Source organism: Dictyobacter sp. Z7_2, assembly GCF_057551105.1.
This window is the reverse complement of sequence record NZ_BAAJPE010000001.1, coordinates 391,843-411,339: the sequence shown is the minus strand read 5'-3', so window position 1 is coordinate 411,339 and position 19,497 is coordinate 391,843. Positions and strand designations below refer to the sequence as shown.

The 19,497-nt window shown below is 48.1% G+C and carries 15 protein-coding genes; 10 read left to right on the top strand and 5 right to left on the bottom strand.

Features of this window, described 5'->3' with window-relative positions; translation table 11 throughout:
* Window positions 1–38 precede the first annotated feature (38 nt).
* The 5 genes from AC27N8_RS01575 to AC27N8_RS01555 all read left to right on the top strand — a co-directional run bounded on the left by AC27N8_RS01575 (window position 39) and on the right by AC27N8_RS01555 (window position 5,654).
* Window positions 39–1,511, top strand: coding sequence for a DUF6034 family protein (locus tag AC27N8_RS01575; protein ID WP_487063256.1), 1,473 nt, complete (start codon window positions 39–41; stop codon window positions 1,509–1,511).
* A gap of 201 nt (window positions 1,512–1,712) precedes the next feature.
* Entirely contained in the window at window positions 1,713–2,372 is a 660-nt protein-coding gene (locus tag AC27N8_RS01570; protein WP_487063254.1) for a GNAT family N-acetyltransferase, read from the top strand.
* A 159-nt stretch (window positions 2,373–2,531) separates the two neighbouring features.
* On the top strand, window positions 2,532–3,251 hold the full coding sequence (locus tag AC27N8_RS01565; protein WP_487063252.1) for a TetR/AcrR family transcriptional regulator: 720 nt from the start codon (window positions 2,532–2,534) through the stop codon (window positions 3,249–3,251).
* Window positions 3,252–3,636: 385 nt separating this feature from the next.
* Window positions 3,637–4,980, top strand: a complete 1,344-nt coding sequence (gene iscB / locus AC27N8_RS01560; protein WP_487063250.1) for an RNA-guided endonuclease IscB — start codon at window positions 3,637–3,639, stop codon at window positions 4,978–4,980.
* Entirely contained in the window at window positions 4,980–5,654 is a 675-nt protein-coding gene (locus tag AC27N8_RS01555) for a methyltransferase family protein (RefSeq protein ID WP_487063248.1), read from the top strand. The genes iscB and AC27N8_RS01555 overlap by 1 nt, the downstream gene beginning before the upstream one ends.
* A gap of 376 nt (window positions 5,655–6,030) precedes the next feature.
* Here the strand turns inward: AC27N8_RS01555 and AC27N8_RS01550 are convergent, their stop codons facing one another.
* Window positions 6,031–6,381 carry a VOC family protein gene (locus tag AC27N8_RS01550; RefSeq protein ID WP_487063246.1) on the bottom strand — a complete coding sequence of 117 codons (351 nt, stop codon included), beginning with the start codon at window positions 6,379–6,381 and terminating at the stop codon, window positions 6,031–6,033.
* 386 nt (window positions 6,382–6,767) lie between these two features.
* Here AC27N8_RS01550 and AC27N8_RS01545 point away from each other — a divergent pair, with 386 nt between their 5' ends.
* Window positions 6,768–8,033, top strand: coding sequence for a helix-turn-helix domain-containing protein (locus AC27N8_RS01545; RefSeq protein ID WP_487063244.1), 1,266 nt, complete (start codon window positions 6,768–6,770; stop codon window positions 8,031–8,033).
* Window positions 8,034–8,068: 35 nt separating this feature from the next.
* Window positions 8,069–8,494 carry a helix-turn-helix transcriptional regulator gene (locus AC27N8_RS01540; protein ID WP_487063242.1) on the top strand — a complete coding sequence of 142 codons (426 nt, stop codon included), beginning with the start codon at window positions 8,069–8,071 and terminating at the stop codon, window positions 8,492–8,494.
* 136 nt (window positions 8,495–8,630) lie between these two features.
* On the opposite strand, the gene AC27N8_RS01535 is transcribed toward AC27N8_RS01540, so the two are convergent.
* On the bottom strand, window positions 8,631–9,044 hold the full coding sequence (locus AC27N8_RS01535) for a winged helix-turn-helix transcriptional regulator (protein ID WP_487063240.1): 414 nt from the start codon (window positions 9,042–9,044) through the stop codon (window positions 8,631–8,633).
* Between the two features lie 278 nt (window positions 9,045–9,322).
* On the opposite strand from AC27N8_RS01535, the gene AC27N8_RS01530 reads away from it, so the two are divergent.
* Window positions 9,323–9,766 (top strand): nitroreductase family deazaflavin-dependent oxidoreductase, encoded by a 444-nt coding sequence (locus AC27N8_RS01530; protein ID WP_487063238.1) that lies wholly within the window; start codon window positions 9,323–9,325, stop codon window positions 9,764–9,766.
* A gap of 61 nt (window positions 9,767–9,827) precedes the next feature.
* Here the strand turns inward: AC27N8_RS01530 and AC27N8_RS01525 are convergent, their stop codons facing one another.
* On the bottom strand, window positions 9,828–10,760 hold the full coding sequence (locus AC27N8_RS01525) for an LLM class F420-dependent oxidoreductase (protein WP_487063236.1): 933 nt from the start codon (window positions 10,758–10,760) through the stop codon (window positions 9,828–9,830).
* A gap of 203 nt (window positions 10,761–10,963) precedes the next feature.
* Between AC27N8_RS01525 and AC27N8_RS01520 the strand changes: the two genes are divergently transcribed.
* Together AC27N8_RS01520 and AC27N8_RS01515 are read left to right on the top strand one after the other, a co-directional pair.
* Window positions 10,964–12,349 carry an extracellular catalytic domain type 1 short-chain-length polyhydroxyalkanoate depolymerase gene (locus AC27N8_RS01520; protein WP_487063234.1) on the top strand — a complete coding sequence of 462 codons (1,386 nt, stop codon included), beginning with the start codon at window positions 10,964–10,966 and terminating at the stop codon, window positions 12,347–12,349.
* Window positions 12,350–12,869: 520 nt separating this feature from the next.
* A complete protein-coding gene (locus AC27N8_RS01515) occupies window positions 12,870–14,312 on the top strand; it encodes an arabinofuranosidase catalytic domain-containing protein (protein WP_487067888.1) in 1,443 nt (480 codons plus the stop codon).
* A gap of 104 nt (window positions 14,313–14,416) precedes the next feature.
* Here the strand turns inward: AC27N8_RS01515 and AC27N8_RS01510 are convergent, their stop codons facing one another.
* Entirely contained in the window at window positions 14,417–15,667 is a 1,251-nt protein-coding gene (locus AC27N8_RS01510; protein ID WP_487063232.1) for a PstS family phosphate ABC transporter substrate-binding protein, read from the bottom strand.
* Between the two features lie 30 nt (window positions 15,668–15,697).
* Window positions 15,698–19,486: an ABC transporter substrate-binding protein gene (locus AC27N8_RS01505; RefSeq protein WP_487063230.1), complete on the bottom strand. Its 3,789-nt coding sequence runs from the start codon at window positions 19,484–19,486 to the stop codon at window positions 15,698–15,700.
* Between the last annotated feature and the right edge of the window lie 11 nt (window positions 19,487–19,497).

The following is a 19,497-nucleotide window of genomic DNA, read 5'->3' as shown; positions in this document are numbered from 1 at the left end:
ACAGGGTGTTTTTTACTCTGATGTAAAAGAGGGACAAGATGAAACAAGATTTTGTGAATAAATATATGTTGGGAGGCTCCTTTTTAGCAAGGCGTATGACGTTGCTGCTGGTGCTCATCTCTATGATAGGATCGCTGGCCGCTTGCCAGAGTACACCTGCAACGCCACCAGTTATCGATAAGCAACAGAACATCAAAGAAAGTGTGAAAGACAATACCACTGGCACAAATTTCCTGGCTGGATCTCCGCAAACTGTGAAAGAGACGCTCACAAAAGGCGCGGTTACCTTGAATATCGATGCTACATTGCAACTTCCCCAGACCTCAAAGATACCGGTGGTGACGGTGCAACCAGTTCAATTCAAACAGGATACGGTGAATAAGATCATCCAGGTACTCATGAAAGGAAAACAATTATACAAGCCAGAGGAGCTTGAAACGAAAGAAGAAATCCAAAAACAATATATCCTTCATAATGCATTGCAGTTGCAGGGTTCGGGTGATAGTCAAGCAGCGACGGGCGATAGAAACACGTCTGGCGCGGGAGGAAGTGATGATGCGAATTGGCAGCAAGCGATTGACAGTGCTCCAGAAACGGTTCAACGAGAACCAACAACAGGATTGTTGACGCATGTGGATGAGGGTGACCTCGTGCAGAATGGTCAGACGTATAAAGGCTTTCATGGACAGTCGTTGAATGTGACGACTGATCTGGAAAAGGATTATGATGCGAACCTCCTCATCTCCTCATCTGACTCGGCAAAGGATTGTACTGTTCGGTTTACCAACCATGACATCACGAGTGTTTATAATTACTCCGCGTTGACAGGCAATGCCCGAGGGATGAAAACGTCCCTTGATCAAGTGAAGACGTTCGCACAGCAGACGTTAAGTGCGATTGGGGCCACCGATCTGAAACTCACCGATGTGCAGTTGGGAACATTAATACCTCTGACGAAAGATGATGATCCAAATACGATGAATCAAGCCTACGCGTTGTGGTTCACGCGTGACGTTTCCGGGGTAGCGACGACCTTGGATCTGCATGAAGCGCGTCCCCCAGATGCCGAATCATATGCATATGAGCGGGCGTTCATGTTGGTTGACGATACAGGTATTGTTGACTTTTCCTGGACATCCCCGATGCAGGTAGCGGGAACGGTGTCATCGAATGTCCAGGTGAAGTCTTTTAATGACGCCATGAAGATTTTTAAAGACCAATTTTTTATCCATTATGCACAGAACGATACAAGTAAAGGGAAAATCACCTATACAATCAATCGCATTACGTTGGGTATGATGAGAGTGCAAGTGAAGGATAAAAGCAATGAATATGTCATGGCACCTGTGTGGGATTTCTATGGGAGCGCCAGCAGCAAAATCAGCGGCACTACGACGACGACTTCTTCTGATCTCACCCTGCAAAACTTTTTTAGCGTCCCAAATTTACAAAGCCTCTTAACCGCCAATGCGATGGATGGGTCCATCATAGATCGCAGTCTGGGATATTAATTATCTTTGTAATCACTATACCGGACTCTTCAGACGACTCCAAAGCGACACGCAACGATCTATACAAGGTGAACCATTTACGATAACCTATCTCAGATAGCAGCATGTAACCAAATGATCAGGTCCGCTTGACAGGGGAAACCTCTATTTGGTCTCACATGCCTGCTATTTCTTTCATACTTTCAATGATTGGATTGGATCATGCTGTACAAAAGAAGCCATGAGTATCTCCTTCATGGAGATATTCTTCCTTACCATCGATTATATAAGACTATTTCTGGAACAATTCTGTTACACGATCGTTGTTCTGTATCATTAATAGATCGTCTTCATGCTGATCAAGGGCTGACCGCTTTTACCCATCGCTCTGAGCGAGAATATGCTTTGTTACGTTCTCTTACAATGCGCGATGATTGTTCGGTGACACTGGCCTATACCTCTGCTGGCACTATTGTCGGGCAAGTCACGCTGGCACCTGCGGATGAGTGGTGGGGGAATGAACCTCATCTGAACGAAATTGCGCTTGAGGTTGCGGCCGGTTGGCGTCAATTGGGTATTGCGCAGCAAATGCTGAAGCTTGTCTTCACAAATCAAGCGATAGAAGAGAAAATTCTTCTCGGCATGGGCTTTTGTGCTAACTGGGATCTCAAGCGGCTTGGCCTTTCACCGATGCAATATCGCGCAATGCTGATCAAGGGAGCTGAACTGCACGGATTTAAAGAATACCTGACTTCTGAACCAAATATTCGTGAGCATATGGCGAATGTTTTACTTGTGCGTCTGGGTCATATGGTGGATATGCATACCATTAATCAGTTTTATAGTTGCCTCCTGCGCTCGGATACACTTCCCGGCTTCTAGCTCCTGTAGGATAGGGCATGTGGATACGCTTTATGGAGGACAAGGCGGCATGAGTGTCTTTGCTTCGCTCGACCTCTGTCAAAGATGTGCCTTGACAAGAGGCATCTTTTGCTTATAATTAATAGTAAGATCGTCTGTTTATTAATTTGTGGAGATGCAATGGCACGAACAGTTAGACCTGAACAATATGCAGCCAAGCGTGCGGAGATTCTTGATGCGGCCCAACGGTTGATGTTTAGCAAGGGGTATGAGCGTATGTCGATCCAGGATATTCTGGAGGAGGTGCAAATCTCAAGTGGAGCTTTCCATCATTACTTCACTTCACGTGGAGCTTTGTTAGAAGCCTTTATTGAGCAGATCGAGGAAGAGTCGGGGAAGCCGCTACGGCAGCTTATCAATGATCCTACGCTGAGTGCCCACGAGAAATTCCAGGGTTTCTTCGATGTACTGGATCGTTTGAGAATGGAGCGCAAGGTCGAAGTGGTCAAGCTTGGACGTGTCTGGTACTCCGAAAGCAATGCTGTGGTGCGACTGAGAGTGAATGAGGCGATTGCCAGACAGCGAGCGCAATTGTTGAGCGAGATCATCTGGCAAGGTATTCAGGAAGGTAGCTTTGCTGTGGCGTTCCCTGACAAAACAGGGGAAGTGGTTGTGACTCTGTTACAAGGAATGGGCGACAGACATGCAGAATTACTGTTCGCCTTAGACAAGTCGTCTGACCATGATCAGGATCTTATTGAAGAGGTTGTTACTATCCATGCTGCCTATATGGATGCTATTGAGCGCGTATTAGGTGTCCCATCGCATACCTTCTATCGCACCAATGCCCAAGAAGTGCAACGCTGGGTTGAGGCGATCCGAGAAGACGATCGGCAGTAAGATCCAGGACAAGTCTTTTACAGAAGCGCAAGGACAAGATCCTTAACAGGATCATATCCTGTCCTCCACGTCCAATTGGCAAGCGAGGGAGCTAAGGGAACGCGTGACGAGAAAAGTGAGATGGATATCGTCAGGAACCCCACGTCTGAATGACGGGGGCTTGTTTCGGCAAGCCCACTCTTGACCAGACTTGGCCTCGCGAGAGGCTCCGTTCGGGAAGAAATAGGTACGTCTGAGTGCTTTCCAGCTCAGACCACTACGGCCAGCGATTAAACAGGACGACAGGGTATATCCAGTGTCGTTGGCGCCAAACCTTCCACAGAACATTGTCGAGGAACACATCACCTACGCAAGTAGAGGCTCTGCAAAGGGCAAAGGAGAAACAATGTCACACGTCTTCGTACTCGATACCGCCAAGAGGCCACTGAATCCGGTGCATCCAGGCCGGGCACGGCTCTTGCTCAAAGAGGGAAAGGCCGCCGTCTATAGGCACTATCCTTTCTGCATTATTCTGAAGGTCACCTGTCAGGAGCCAGACGTGCACCCGTTACGCATCAAGCTCGATCCAGGTTCGCGCACGACAGGGATTGCCGTCGTCAACGACGCGACAGGTGTAGTGATGTTCGCAGCAGAACTCTCCCATCGGGGACAGAAGATCACAGCAGCCCTCGATGATCGGCGTGCCCATCGTCGCTCTCGCCGGCAACGGAAAACCCGGTACCGTCAGCCCCGCTTCAACAATCGCAAGAACAAGAAGTCGGGCTGGTTGCCACCATCCTTGGAGAGCAGAATAGCCAATGTGCTCACATGGGTCAAGCGCCTGTCACGCTACGCTCCCATCGCAGCGATCAGCATGGAGTTGGTCAAGTTTGATCTCCAACTCATGGAGCATGCTGAGATCAGCGGCCGAGAATATCAGCAGGGGACGCTTGCGGGATATGAGCTGCGTGCCTATTTGCTGGAGAAGTGGAACCGCACGTGTGCCTATTGCAACGCCACGAACACGCCGTTACAAGTAGAGCACATCGTGTGCAAGAAAAAAGGTGGCTCCGATCGCGTGTCGAACTTGTGCCTGGCCTGCGAGTCGTGCAATATCGCGAAAGGCACGCTTGATATTGCGGTGTTTCTGAAGAAGAAACCGGAGGTGTTGAAGCGTATTCAAGCGCAACGCAGAGCCCCTCTCAAGGACGCGGCAGCGGTTAACGCAACGCGCTGGGCACTCTTCGAGCAACTCAACACGCTGGGTCTCCCCATCGAATGCGGAAGTGGCGGCTTGACCAAGTGGAACCGGACAAGACGAGATCTCCCCAAGACCCATTGGCTCGATGCCTGCTGTGTGGGTGCATCGAGCCCCGAGACACTCATCACGAAAGATGTCGTGCCGCTGCTGATGACAGCGACTGGGTATGGCTCACGACAGATGTGCCTGATGGATCGCTACGGCTTCGTGCGCACCAAAGCCAAAGGGAGCAAGGCCGTCAAAGGGTTTCAAACAGGCGACATCATTAAAGCCATCGTCACGACTGGCACAAAGCGAGGCACGTACACCGGGCGAGTCGCGGTTCGCTCGACGGGATCATTCAATATCGTGACAAAGACGCAAACGGTGCAGGGCATCAATCATCGTTTTTGCCGGATGCTGCAACGCAGTGATGGCTATCGTTATGAAAAAGGAGGCGTGCTCCTCCCCATGCATGAATGCAGGGGTATCCGCACGATTGAAATGTGATGAAAACTGGCATTCGAGCAGTAGGAACAGGGCTGATTGGTCTGGTGGCTTTTGGGTTGATGTTGTTTTTGCCCGCATGGACGTTGAATTACTGGCAAGCATGGGTTTTTATCGCCGTCTTTACCATTTCAACGACTATCCCGAGCATCTATCTGGGTCTGAAGAACCCCGCTGCCCTTGAGCGACGTATGCATGCCGGGCCAACGGCGGAAACCAGAACTGTGCAGAAAATTATCATCTCTGGGGCGATGTTGTCGTTGCCAGCAGTGATGATCTTTAGTGCCTTTGACTATCGGTTTGGCTGGTCGCCAGTGCCAACGGCAGTGTCGGTGATAGGGGATGCTCTGGTCGCGATTGGACTGGGTATCGCTATGCTTGTCGTGATACAGAATAGTTATGCCGCTGCCAATATCACAGTAGAGGCGGGCCAGAAAGTCATCTCTACAGGCCTCTATGGGCTCGTGCGGCATCCGATGTATGTGGGGACACTGATTATGATGGTCGGCATCCCGCTTGCGCTCGGCTCCTGGTGGGGATTGGTGATCCTTATCCCGGGTGTGATTGGGCTCGCCTTCCGTATCCTAGATGAAGAAAAGCTGCTCACACAAGAGTTAGATGGATACGACGCATATAGACAGAAAATACATTATCGATTGGTGCCATATGTCTGGTAGAAGAGGATGTATGTCGTTGTTTGCCTGAGTGTACCGTGGTTTCAATGTATCAGGCCAGATTATCAATGAATATTGCTGTTCATGAAGACATTTTGATTCTGAGCATAAATAGTGAGCGCAATAAAAGTAAAGGAAAAGAATCTCATTTCCAGGAACTGAGGACAACTTTGAGCTCGTCAAGTGACTCTCGGATGAGCTGTGACATCGTTCGCGGACCTGTTTCACTGATCCAGCGGATGTATGCCACCTTCGAGACGGCACTTCCTGTTTTTCAACTCTCCCTTCATGACAGTACTTGACATCACTTTTATTATACCACTACTGCGCCTGGTCGGGAACTCCTTTATCAAACAAGCTATAGCGGTCTGTTGGAATCTTATGAAGCGCCGCCGAAGCTGATCTCGTTTCCGTCGTCATCGCGGTATGTGATCTTGCGTACGCCATTGGGGTAGGTTTCCTGCTCTACAGGGTCGATGCCACGATCGGCTATCTGCGCGATGAGTGCATCGAGGTCATCGACGAAGCTCAAGTGTACTGCGTGACCAGCGTGCTCCGGCCGTAGCACAATGTATATGAAGCGATGCTCTGCAAGCTCCCATACAGCCTCTTTATCGTTCGGAAAGAATGAGGGCTCTGAGCCTAGCAGCTGTTTGTACCACGAGAGCGCCGCCGCATAGTCGGTGACTGGAATCCCCGCGAACAGGTCGAGATTTGTCGTAGGAATCATAAGATGTATCTTTTGCCTGTTTCGACAGACATCCTTTCTCTATCTTTAGTTAATCTGAGATGGTCATCTTATCTGTATTTCTATGCTCAGGATTTTGTACCATTATACTCCACATACTATTAAACTGTGAAGCTGATATGTGCGCTTTAAGGCTCTTTGAATACAGATATTGATAGGTATCATATGATCCGCTTGTTTGAATCTATTTCCAATATCCCAAAAGTGGTTGTTGCTGGAGAGTTGTGACATCGTTTGTGGAGATCGTATGTATATTATTCATGTTTTATATAATGTCCTGTTAGGAACGGTGATTTCTAAGTATGCTATCTCTTAACAGGTAGTCTTCTAGCAAGAGATAGCAGGATATATTAGGAAGGAGAATATGCGTGAATTTAGATGAATTTGATCTAGATTATCTCTCTCGTCAACTCAAATACTATCGCGAAAAAGTAGGATTAACGCAAGAAGGATTGGCTGAACTGCTTCATACTGATCCAAGAAACATTCGTCGTTGGGAAAATAGAGAAGTGCGACCTCGATCGGCCACAATACAAAAGTTATTACATTTTTTTAAAAAAAGTGAGCAAGATATGAAGCGACGCGACTTACTCCATCATTGTTGTCAATTTATTTCTATCAACCTCCTGCTTCAAGGAAATTATTCCTCTTTAATCCAGGATATTCTCTCGATGAAATCGGTACTTTCTTATGAGGAGGAAAGTGAGGCAATTGAAGCGATGGTAGAAACCTGTTGGAAGCAGCTTCCCCACTTTTCAGATGTGGTGAGTGCCAATCGCCTCGACTTTGTGCAACAATTCGTTGATGTCATGTCTATGAGTATGTGTGAGGCACCACGCGATGAACGTTTTAGCAAAGCGCTTATCCAGGCAAAACTGGTAGAAGGATGGCTTCTCTATTTAATGAGGCGTCTTGAAAATGCAGACGATGCATATACCTATGCGATTGAGCTAGCTCGAGAGAAATCGTATTCTTTATTGGCGTCTGCTGGTTGTTGCTGGTATGCGAATTTTCTTATAGACAGTGGGGCGCCAATCAAGGCATTGGCCTCACTCAGGGAAGCTCGCAAGTTGGCTAATCAGGAGCATACATCTCCCATGTTTCGCTCCTGGATTTATGCCACAGAAGCGGATGCTTGGTCCAACCTCTGCTTTAATTCTCGTGCGAATCAATATGAAGCTAGTCAAAGTAGACGTTCTCTAGAATTTGCGCGGAAGTATGTGGGTGAAGAAAGTGGAAAATTTCCTTATACACGTTTGGCTTTTCGTATTCCATATGATAAAGATTGGTGGTATGGATACGAAGGAACAGTATTTGCACATATTAAGGAAAGCCAGAAGGCCGAAGAAGCACTCAAGGAAGGATTGAGCAAACTGAGTTCGCAAAAGAAAGTTCTCCGGCAATGGGGCCTTTATAAGGATTTGGTTTGTAGTCAGAGTCAAGAGAACAAGCTTGAAGAAGCCTATGTTTCTTCTCGGGAGATGTTGACTATAGCCATACAGACAGAGTCTCCAATGGAGCTCTATCTCTCCATTAAAACGGTAAAAGATGCTTTTGGTTCCTGGAACGATCAGCGTCTAGTGAAAAATCTTTGGGAAGAATTTCACCTATCTGAGACAGCTTTCAATGTCTAAAGGGGACATTTTTCATTTCCGGAGGAGAAAATATAATGGATTTGTCCCAGGTACTTTCCCTTGATGCTATTGCCACGCAAGAGCTACGTTTGCGTCTGTTCGAACTTCTTTTGCAGAAAGTGGAATCTATGAGTACCCAGGAGGTGGTGTTGCTCTTATGCTCGGATGTGATAGAGGTCTTTGAACGAGCAACTGGGAAAGGCGCTTGTAGTATCAATCACGAGAAAGTGACGTTGTGCATGCGTCGATGCGTCCCTAACGATCGGCTACGTGGTGCTAGAGAACAACAGGGTTGGACACAGAGGGAGGTCGCCGAACTGATTGGAGCACCTGAAGCACGTATGATTGGGCGGTGGGAGCGTGGCTTGATATTCCCATCCTCTTATTATCGCAGACGGCTTTGCATCGTGTTTGATAAGACATTGGAAGATCTAGGACTTGTTCACCATGTTCCTGGATAAGTGATAGGCTAAATAACTGCGGGACGTGGGATGAAAGGGAGTGGCGCTGAGATTGGACATCTAGTGGAACAGATCATTGCTAATTTTCAAAGAATCTGTTCCATTTTTGTTGGGCTTAGCATAAGCTGTTTCACACTCATAAGCTGTTCCTCGTTTCTGATGTGGCGGCAGGCATAGAAGAAAGCCATTTTTTGCCCCAGTTCATAATCGCCGTGACTGTATCTTGCAAATCGAGTCCGATCTCAGTTAGCTCGTATTCAACCTTCACAGGAGAAGATGGGATGACCCGACGTATGACAATATTCTGTTCCTCAAGCTCGCGCAAGCGTTCAGTCAGGAGGCGATGTGAGATACCAGGAATGATATTCTCAATCTCAGTAAAACGGCGGGGTCCCTTCATCAGTGCAAAGAGAATTGCTCCCGTCCAGCGTTGACCAATGAGTTCAATCGCCCGGTGATATTGCTGAGGGCAGAGCTCAAAATCTCCTCCGACATGATTACATTGCTGAAGCGAGTGGCGCTCTCTTGATTGATCCTGGGGGGCTGTCATGGCTTGTCTCCCTTTTTTACGGCAATGCAATATTATTCTTTACTAAACTATATCATAAAGCTTGGCCATACCATAAAAATTTCCTGATAGCGCATCATCGTCTGATAAAATACATGAGAAGTAGCCAGATACCTTGACCGCACTGATTTCACGGGGTATACTATATTTGTTTGTGGTTACTATTAGTAACTTAGAAATGAATAAGAACTAAGGGTCCATGGGAGCTGTTCTCAGTTGTGTTGAGCAATCTGAAGCAATCGATAAAGGAGTATTTGTCCATGAGCACAAATAGTGGTCCCCGTAATTTGAGTGAAGTGAATGATTGGAATAAACGGATCATCGAGGAGTTTCACGCCAATGGTGGCAAGGTTGGAGGACAATTTGCAGGCGCAAATATCCTCTTGCTTCACACGCTAGGAGCAAAGAGTAATCAAGAGCGTGTGAACCCGCTAGCATATTTGAAAGATGGTGACAATATTGTGATTGTGGCCTCTAAGGGCGGTGCCCCATCGAATCCTGATTGGTATTACAACATCCTGGCTCATCCAGAAGTCACGCTGGAAGTAGGCACCGAGAGCTTCAAGGCACAGGCGACAGTTGTTGCAGAAGGCGAGGAGCGCGATCGCATTTTTGCGGATGTGACAAAGCAGGCACCAGGTTTTGGTGAGTATCAAAAAAATACCTCCCGTATTATCCCCATTGTTTTACTCAAAAGAGTCTAAGCTCATGTATGTCTGAAGTAGATGAGGCACTTCTTGTGCCTCATCTGTGAGGGGGAATGTGCTAGAAACATTCTCCTGCAAAGAGACGGACACTCTCTAATTGTGCCGCATCAGGGAGGTACAGAATGGCTTCCTGAGCGCCGGCCGCTTCAATTTCTTGCAGGCGCTGGCGAATGGTCGCAGGGGTGCCGACCAGTGAGGTAGAGGGATTGATCTGATAGCGTTGAGCCTTGCGCATGGCCTCATCCTCACTGCTGGCGAGAACAACGCTATATTCTACGGTACGCGTAATCTCATTGTAATCACGTCCAACACTCTCACAGTGACCGCGTAGAATGTCGAGTTTGCGTGCCACTTCTGTACTATCCAGATTATTGAGATTACAGGCATCAGCATATTGGGCGACGAGTTTAAGCGTAACCTTTTCACCTGATCCGCCAATGAGCAGGGGAATATGAGGTTTTTGTACTCCTTTGGGCTGATTGATGGCTCCATTGACCTGATAATATTTACCCTCGAAGGTGGCCTCCTCTTCGCTCCACATCTTACGAATGATTTGCAGCGCCTCGCGAAGATAGCGCAGTCGATCAGGAGCACTCGGATAGTCATAGCCGTAAGCACGATATTCATGCTCATACCAGCCTGATCCGATGCCGAAGTTGAGTCGTCCATGCGAGAGAACATCAACGGTACTGGCCATTTTGGCTAGAAGGGCTGGATTGCGGTAGCCATTGCATGTCACGATCTGGCCGATACGTACTCGTTTCGTATCACGAGCAAGGGCAGCGGTACTTGTCCAACATTCAAAGGTCCATTCCTGGGTCGGTTCAGGCACAGTATGAAAGTGATCGTAGAGCCAGATCGCATCAAAGCCGACTTCTTCTGCCAATTGAGCAACACGCGTCATAGTCTCATAAGCCTCGACAGGGTCAGCAATACCCACCAGATCCATGCGCCATCCCTGGGGAACAATCAGGCCATATTTTAGTGTCATTGGTTTTATCTTCTACTTTCTGGAAGTACTAAAGAAGGGGGTGATTCTGTTTCTATTTTATGCGATACGCTGGCGGAAAGAAAGCTCAACTGTTCACAAATTATTCAGTTTCGTGCAAATATTGTGTTGGTAAATCTCTTCAGGATATACTGTGTATCAGGGAATAAGATTTCTGTATCGAAAAAAGAAAGGATTCGCTCATCATGTCTATGCACGGTTCTTCCAGATTCGTTCGTAGCCTGATTGTAAGCCTCTTGGTGGCTGTGCTTCTTATAGTCACAGTATGGGCAGTACAACAACGTCCATTAACGGCTCGTGCGGCCTCAGGCTCGCTGGTCCAGGTGACAAATTTTGGCACAAATCCCACAGGCTTGCAGATGTGGCTGTACGTTCCACCCAGTGTCAAGTCGCATCCGTCGATACTGTTAGCGCTTCATTACTGTACGGGCTCCGGGCCAGCCTTCTTCTCGAATACCGAATTTGCCAACCTGGCCGATCAGAATGGCTTTATCGTCATCTATCCATCGGCGCCGCGTAGCGGGCAATGTTGGGATGTATCCTCGTCCCAGTCCTTGACGCGCAATGGTGGAGGTGACCCCGTGGGTCTCATATCGATGGTGACCTATGTTGAGCAGCACAATAATGGTGACTCGAATAATGTCTATGTCACCGGGGCCTCTTCAGGTGCGATGATGACTAACGTCATGTTGGCCGAATATCCTGATGTGTTTAAGGCCGGGGCAGCCTTTATGGGTGTACCGTATCATTGCTTCGCTACCAGCGATGGATCTCTCTGGAATAGCGCCTGTGCTAATGGACAAATAAGCATGACCGCGCAGCAGTGGGGAGATCTGGTGCGGGGTGCCTTCCCTGGTTATACTGGTCCGCGACCGCGCATGCAGCTCTGGCACGGTACCGCTGATCCGACGCTGAACTATGCAAATTTTGGGGAAGAAATCAAGCAGTGGACCAATGTTCTGGGGGTCAGTCAGACCCCATCGTTCACCGATAGCCCACAATCAAGCTGGACGCGCACTCGTTATGGCGGTACGGGGATAGGTGCGCCAGTTGAGGGTATTAGCATCCAGGGGGCCGCGCATGTCCTGCCATTGAGTGGGATGGCTGCATATGCGATCCAGTTTATGGGACTCAATGGTGCTTCGAGTCCTACCCCAACGCCAACGTCTGTGATCACTCCAACACCCACGCCGAGGATCACTCCAACGCCGACACCGGGGACCACTCCCACTCCAACGCCGACACCGGGGAGCGGAACTTGCAAGGTAAGCTATGCCGTGAACCAGTGGTCAGGCGGCTTTACGGCAAATCTTACCATTACCAATACCGGTACTAGTGCGATCAATGGGTGGAGACTCCAATTTAGCTTCCCGGCCAGTCAGCAGGTTACGCAGGGATGGAACGGAGTCTTTGCGCAATCGGGAGCAAACGTGACAGTTACCAATGAAAGCTATAATGCGACTCTGGCTGCGGGAGCTTCTGTCAATCCAGGCTTCAACGGCAGTTGGAGTGGAAGTAATCCGAGCCCAACGGCCTTTACACTCAATGGAGTTTCCTGTAGCGTCGCCTGATGTTGTGATTGAATCCAACCAGTTCAAATCTGGGAGATTGGCCTGCTGGCGGACAGAAGTCGTTTTCCAAAGGGACGGCTCACACGGCAGGCCACTTCTCTGCGGAGGAACATTGTGGAAGGATGTTGTTTGGGCTTACTGTGCCCACATCTTGATGATCCGGTTCTCACGAACGCTTGTGATCCTTTTCTTTCATGCGATGTTTCCATTCATGCGCCATGAGATGCGCATATGAGCATTTTTGTCTTTTAGTGTTGATTGTTTGTGCATTGACATTACTCAAATCGCTCATTATACTAAATATATCACCTCTTTTTCCTGGAGAATGAGAAAAAGAGCATTGTGTATAGAGAACAACCAATGTATTGTATGGTAGCGAAGGTAGCTACAGAAATTTCTTCTGGCTGTTCTCCTGGTTTTTGTTTCTAGCTAGTGGAAAGGACACAAGGACGTGACACATGTTACTTTATGCGATCAACGCCTGATCTCTCACCGTTGGAGAAACGTTCTGGCAGCATTTGTGGCTATTGTTGGCCTGATTGCCGGTGCGCTGGGCGTTGTGAACTCAACAGCGCAGGCAGCCGGATCGCTCCCCTGCGATCTGTATGCGACTGGCGGCACGCCATGCGTAGCGGCTCACAGCACAGTGCGTGCCCTACTTAGTGCCTATAATGGGAGCCTGTATCAGGTCAAGCGTGCATCGGATAACACAACTCTGAATATTGGTGTACTGAGCGCAGGTGGCTATGCCAATGCAGCCGCACAAGATTCGTTTTGCTCTGGCACGACCTGCACGATCACCATCATCTACGACCAATCTGGGCGTGGAAACAATCTCACTCAGGCACCCGGCGGAGGAGCCGCTGGCGGTCCTGACAATCTTGCCAACGCAAGCGCGTTGCCATTGACGGTCGGCGGCCACCACGTCTACGGCGTCTATATTCCCTCTGGCACCGGTTATCGCAACGACCACACATCGGGCATCGCGACTGGCGACAATGCAGAGGGCGAATACGCCATCTTTGATGGCACACACTACAATGGCGGATGCTGCTTTGACTACGGGAATGCCGAGACGAGCAATAACGATACCGGCAACGGTCACATGGAAGCCATCTATTTTGGCAATATCAAAGTATGGGGTTACGGTTCGGGCAGTGGTCCCTGGGTCATGGCAGATCTCGAAAACGGCTTGTTCTCTGGCGTAAATGCTGGTTACAACGCTGGCGATCAGAGCATCACATCTCACTACGTCACCGCGATTGTGAAGGGTGAACCCAATCAATGGGCGATCAAAGCGGGTAATGCGCAATCGGGTGGTCTGACCACGATGTATAGTGGACCGCGTCCCAACGTCTCGGGTTACAATCCCATGCACAAGGAGGGAGCGATCATTCTGGGGATTGGTGGGGACAACAGCAAAGGGGCATCCGGTTCCTTCTTCGAAGGCGCGATGACGTCTGGCTATCCATCGGACGCGACCGAAAACGCGGTTCAGAGCAGCATCGTCGCAGCCGGCTACGGGAGTAGCGTGGTACAGCCAACGCCAACACCCACGCAGGGGGCAACACCGACACCTGGTACAACGCCAACGCCAACACCGACACCTGGCACAACGCCGACACCCACGCAGGGCGCCAGTTGTAGTGTCCATTATGCGATCACCAATCAGTGGACAGGAGGCTTTGGAGCAAGCCTGACCATCAATAACACGGGCTCAACAGCCATAAATGGATGGAATCTCGCCTTCTCGTTCCCCAATGGGCAGACGATCAGCCAACTCTGGAATGGCACCTACACGCAGAGTGGAAGCGGGGTTACCATATCTAACGTCTCGTATAACGCCTCTATCCCGGCGGGACAGTCAGTGTCTTCTTCTCCTGGTTTTAATGGCACCTGGAATGGCTCCAACGGGGTACCGACAGCATTTACTTTGAATGGGACAGCCTGTAGCGTCGTCTGATAGACTATTTCTGCCATCGTGTCCATCCAAAACAATGTACGCGATGGCAGATCTGAAGTGCTTGCGGGATGCAAGAAATCTATAGACCTATGAAAGATAGGCTATCATTGTGTCTCTAAAGCATGTTTCTGACGTATATTTTGCGCGATAGAGGTAAGTGGCAAGAGATTATACCGGGGAAACTGCTGCTGAATTTCATCGCTATAGACATAGTTAATGAATGCCTGTGCCAGAGCATTTCCCTGTCCATGTGTATACATATGCTCGATATTCCAGAAAGTATACTGGTTACTGCGTACCAGGGAGGTATTATGAGGGTCCTGACCATTAATGGAGACAATCGTGAGATCATGGGCCTGATTGGCTAAATACAGTGTGGCGTAACCGATACTTCCTCTGGTACGTTTGACTTGCTGGACTGCGTCGTCGGAACTGGAAGTGCTCTCAATGTTGATACCAGAAACCGTAGCAACTCCCTTAAGGACATATTTTTCAAAGGTAAAGCGTGTGCCTGAATTGAGCGTGCGGCTGATTGGTACAATGGGGAGATCTGGACCACACTGACCACTTTTCTGATCACAGACCTGCTGCCAGTTCTGATAGGCACCTGTGTAGATCTTTTGGATCTGTGCGGTTGTCAGGTTATGTACGCCGACAACATCCTGATTCAAAATCACAGCAAAGATAGTAATCCCAATTTGATGATCAATGAGATCATGCTGATCAGGCAAGGCAAAGATATCGGAATTGCCAATCTGAATCGGAGTATCTCTATCTCCCACATGCGCGTAATCCTTGCCAGCATATACTCCGATCACAACATCATGTCCTTGCTCGACATCAGTTAATCCTGTCTTACTGGCCCCACCCCCAACAGTGATACGCGTATTGGAGCAATGTTGCATATATTCTTCAGCGACAGCTTCTACCATTGGTTGCAAGGCAGTTGAGCCATCGAGGACAAGATTACCTCCAACGCAGCTAGGTCCACCTTGTTGAAAGTACGTTCGGGCGATTGCTGCTGTTGTTGGTATGATCAGCAGGCAGATAATAGCTCCAACGAGGACAAGACGCCACATTCTGATGAAGCGAGCGCGACGATGCGGTAATGCAGCCAGAGGCCCTGACTGCGATAATGGTTGCGTCCGACGCAATAGTATCAGCTCGTCATACGCGAGCGTCATCTCATGCTGAATCTCTTCCCACTTGCCAGGAAAGGCTTCAAAGGTATAATAGTGTAAAGCTTCTTCATAATTTTCTATTGCCTGGAGTAGATTTTGGCTGCGCGTACCGCTCCGATCTTGATAACACTGTTGCCCCTGTTGATAGTAAACGTCGGCCTCTTGCTGATTCATGCTTATAGACTCCAATATTACTTTTTTTGTTCAGCTTATTCTAGTATAGATGACATTATAGTTATTATCAATAGAGAGGATAAACAAACTTTGGTCATCTAATTCGTTGAAGCTGGTAAATGCTATTTGTGTGCGACTGGCCCCCTTTGTGCTAAATGGTACAGTAAGGGTACCTGGCGGACTAAAAGATGAAAGTGCCTGCTGAATATTGCCTACTCCCACCGATGATATATATGCATTCAACAATGTATTCATGGCGTCATAAGAAAGAATAGCCTGATAATCCGGGCGGCTATAACCATAGCCACGTCCATCTTTAGAGCTTGCGCCATCAAAGGCCGATGCATATAAATTTACCATGCTGGTGGTGCCTGTGTTATCGGGATAGGCAGGGCTGGTTAACACTAATTGGCGAAAATCAATACCGGATTTTGTCGAGAAACCGATAAATGGATAAAGTTCATCTCCACCAAGCATTGGCAGTGTTGGGGCATATTGTCGCAAATAATTGAGTACAATCAGACCTTCATTTGTATCACCAGTGAAATAGATCACATCAGGATGATGGGTAAGTGCAGCTTGAATTTCAGCATCAAGAGCTTTGTCCGTGGTTTGTCCACTCAGATATGTTTGTACAGAGACAATCTGCTTGCCATCTTCCTCAAAACGTTCTTTAAAGCCCTCTGTCAGAACACTGCTATATATGTTGGTCGGATCAGTGATGATAGCTACCCGATTTTCATGTTGATTTTCAGCATAAATGGCGGCTATACGGCCCTCGTCCTGGTAGGAAGGCGTAACATGAAAGACATTAGGAGCAAAATGGCTCTCATCATAGCTATCCGGCGACACGATGGGAATATTTGCTGCCTGCAATACACGTACCGCATTGAGTGAAGCAGTACTATCGAAAAGACCAGGCCAGCCAATCAAGCCTTTAATCATAGAATTGACCTGGACTGCTTTGACAATCTGCCGAGCTACTGTGAGCGCGTAATCAGGATGCGTGCCAATATTGGCAATATACAGGCAGATTGGTGTGTTCGGCTGGTTGTCATTATGTTGTTTTTGTACGAGATAGGCTCCTTGAAGATTGTCACGGCCGTTGTTCACACCATTAGTGGCATCAACGGCGATCGTAGTGACAACGACAAAAACGACACAAGATTTGTGTGTTAAAAGAATTTGTGCATTCTGTAAATAGATAAATGCCTCAGCATCATTGATGTCATCCTTAGTGGCTTGTTGCAAATAATTCCGAGCCGCCAACAAATTGTTATGACGCCACTGGAGTGCAGCCTGCTTTGTGAGTGCAGAATCTGGGCGTTGAGCATCAAACGCAGTAGAACCGTCGCTTAAACCGACAATCTCTTGATCTGGCTCGCTGAGCGTGCCAATCCAATGTGTCTGACTATCAGGGGACAATGGCGGCACAACCAGAGGGCCAGCGATGTTGTTAGCCACAGCGTTTGGCCTCAATGCTGGCAAGATAAAAAGCTGTGTAATTATAGCGAAGAGGAGAGCCAGCAATAAGACTCCCTGTACAATTCGACTCGAGAGGCCATAACGTGCAAGATTGAGGGTAACTCGCTGGACTCTTATAAGGAAAGGGATACCAGGCTCTAACATGATCGGAGGAGACCCGACAGAATCTATTCCGTCAATGACAACAGATGGTCCGTCACGCAGCTCCTTGATACGTTGAGCGCACTGTTTGATCATGCGCTCCCTCATATCATGATGTGCATCCTGAAAATACGTATATGCCTGTCCTAGCGAATGCCATAAAGATGCTACATAAGAGTAATCGCTACCAGGAGCGGAAAGCAACCAGGTATACAGGACAATAGCTCGTACAGTTTCCTGCGTATCCTTGTTCAGACGTACTTGTGTCAAAGCCTCGTCGGCCACCTGCTTGATATCGGCATAGATAAGTCGTTCTAATGGTGCCTGAGAGACAACATCGAGCAAATGATCCCAACGTTCCGGAATATGCCGTTGCTGATAAGCCAGCGCAATCACTGCTTCATAATCGCCCAAAGCCAATGAGTGATAACTGTGTTCTAACTGGTTTCTTTCAATACTTTTCTCATTGTTCTTCCCATTCTTTTTGATCTCGATACGATCGTCGAAATAATCACGTAACAGACCATGGATACGTTTATAGTCGGTATTGGAGGCATCTGCGGAGAGGCGCTGGAGCTTTTTCAAAAATAAGCCGCGTACATCTGGCAAGAAGATCATATGATATTTTCGTTTGTCTGCGCCAGAAAGCATGAAAGGTAAACGGCGATAGCGTTGCCATTCATCTTCTAGTTTGTCGGAGGAGCCAATGGAGTGAATGATGCTAAGAAGTTCAGGCGTCAACGCACGAGGAATCGCGCTGAGCATTAATGCACGCTCATCTATCAGGAGACAATATTGTCGCAGCAAGCGCTCCATATTTTCTTGATGGTCATTTTGTCCGTTCGCAGCAAAGAGATGATCGAGTGTGAGCATGCCAGGTTGATGCAGCTTAATACTTGATTGAACGTTGATGCCTTTTCTTTGAGGAGTCTGTAAGCTCCTTGCTACTTGTTCAAGATATAACAGGTTGCCTTGAGTCTCTCTTTGAATATCTTCGATCAGTGCTTCTTCCCGAAAGTTCTGAGTTTCATTATAGTGATCACGTTTTAGCAAGTACTCACGCGTGTTCTCAAGCGTAAAAGACGATAGCGGCAATGGCAGATAAATATCTTGCAATTGCAACGCATGTCTCTGATCCGGCTCTGGAACGTTCTCTTGCCACTGCTTGAGCAGGTCTTCATTCTGTGACTGTATCGGCCACGTCACGCGTGGAAAATGCCAATTTAGCTGCTCACGCGACATATCAGGAAGCCGCTCCTCACTGCTGATCACCAGGAGCAAGGGATCAGTATCCCCACGTTTACGATATTCATTAACGGCCAGGACTTCCAGCAGATCTCTGGCAGTCGTATCAGCGTGACGCATGAGCATATCAAAGCTATCCAGAAAGATGACGACGCGATGTGGACCTTGTTGACGTTTCCGCGGATCATCTCTCAGCCAAGGCTCTTGATCATATGAACCATAACGTAGATCAGCGAGGAAGGCTTTTGGCAAGATCTGCGTAATTAAAAAATCGCGCTCCGATCTGCCCAGGACGCACATTTCGTATAGTCTATTGATCATATTGCTGATAGATGCATTTGGAGGTAGATTAATTTCTCTGAACTTTTTGACCTGATCCTGGTACCAGCGCCATTCAGGCTTACCTTTCGCTCTCTCATACCACCACGCCACCAGCCAGCTCACAATTGAGCGTACAAATGGGATGCGAATCAGAAGCTTGAGGGCAAACATAAATGCCCCCAGTGCGATGTGTAAATTTCCTACCAGTCCCATCAGATCGCTATAATCATCGAGTAGGCCATTAAACTGATCGAGACTATCATCATCTCTATCTTTTTGGCCTTCTGTGCGCCTGAGCAGATTATAGAGGATCGTAAAGCGTGGGAAGGTGAGTGCATAGCCGTGCTCATCACGCTGACGTTGTAAATTATTTCGTAATGTTCCTAGAATAGTAAAAAGGTCATACGGCTCCTTATTGAAATTCAGGGTGGTATGCGGCTGATGTGGTACGTTGCAATGATAAAAATGGAGTTGGTTGATCAATGCGCTCTTCCCGTAGCCCGCTGGCCCCACCAGACTTAAAACGGGCAAAAGTGGCCAGCGCTCTTCATCGTCATACTGATAGAGTTGTTGAAACATCTTGATCGCGTCTTCACGATCAGTAAATAAATCAAATTGATCCTTCATAGTTTATATGC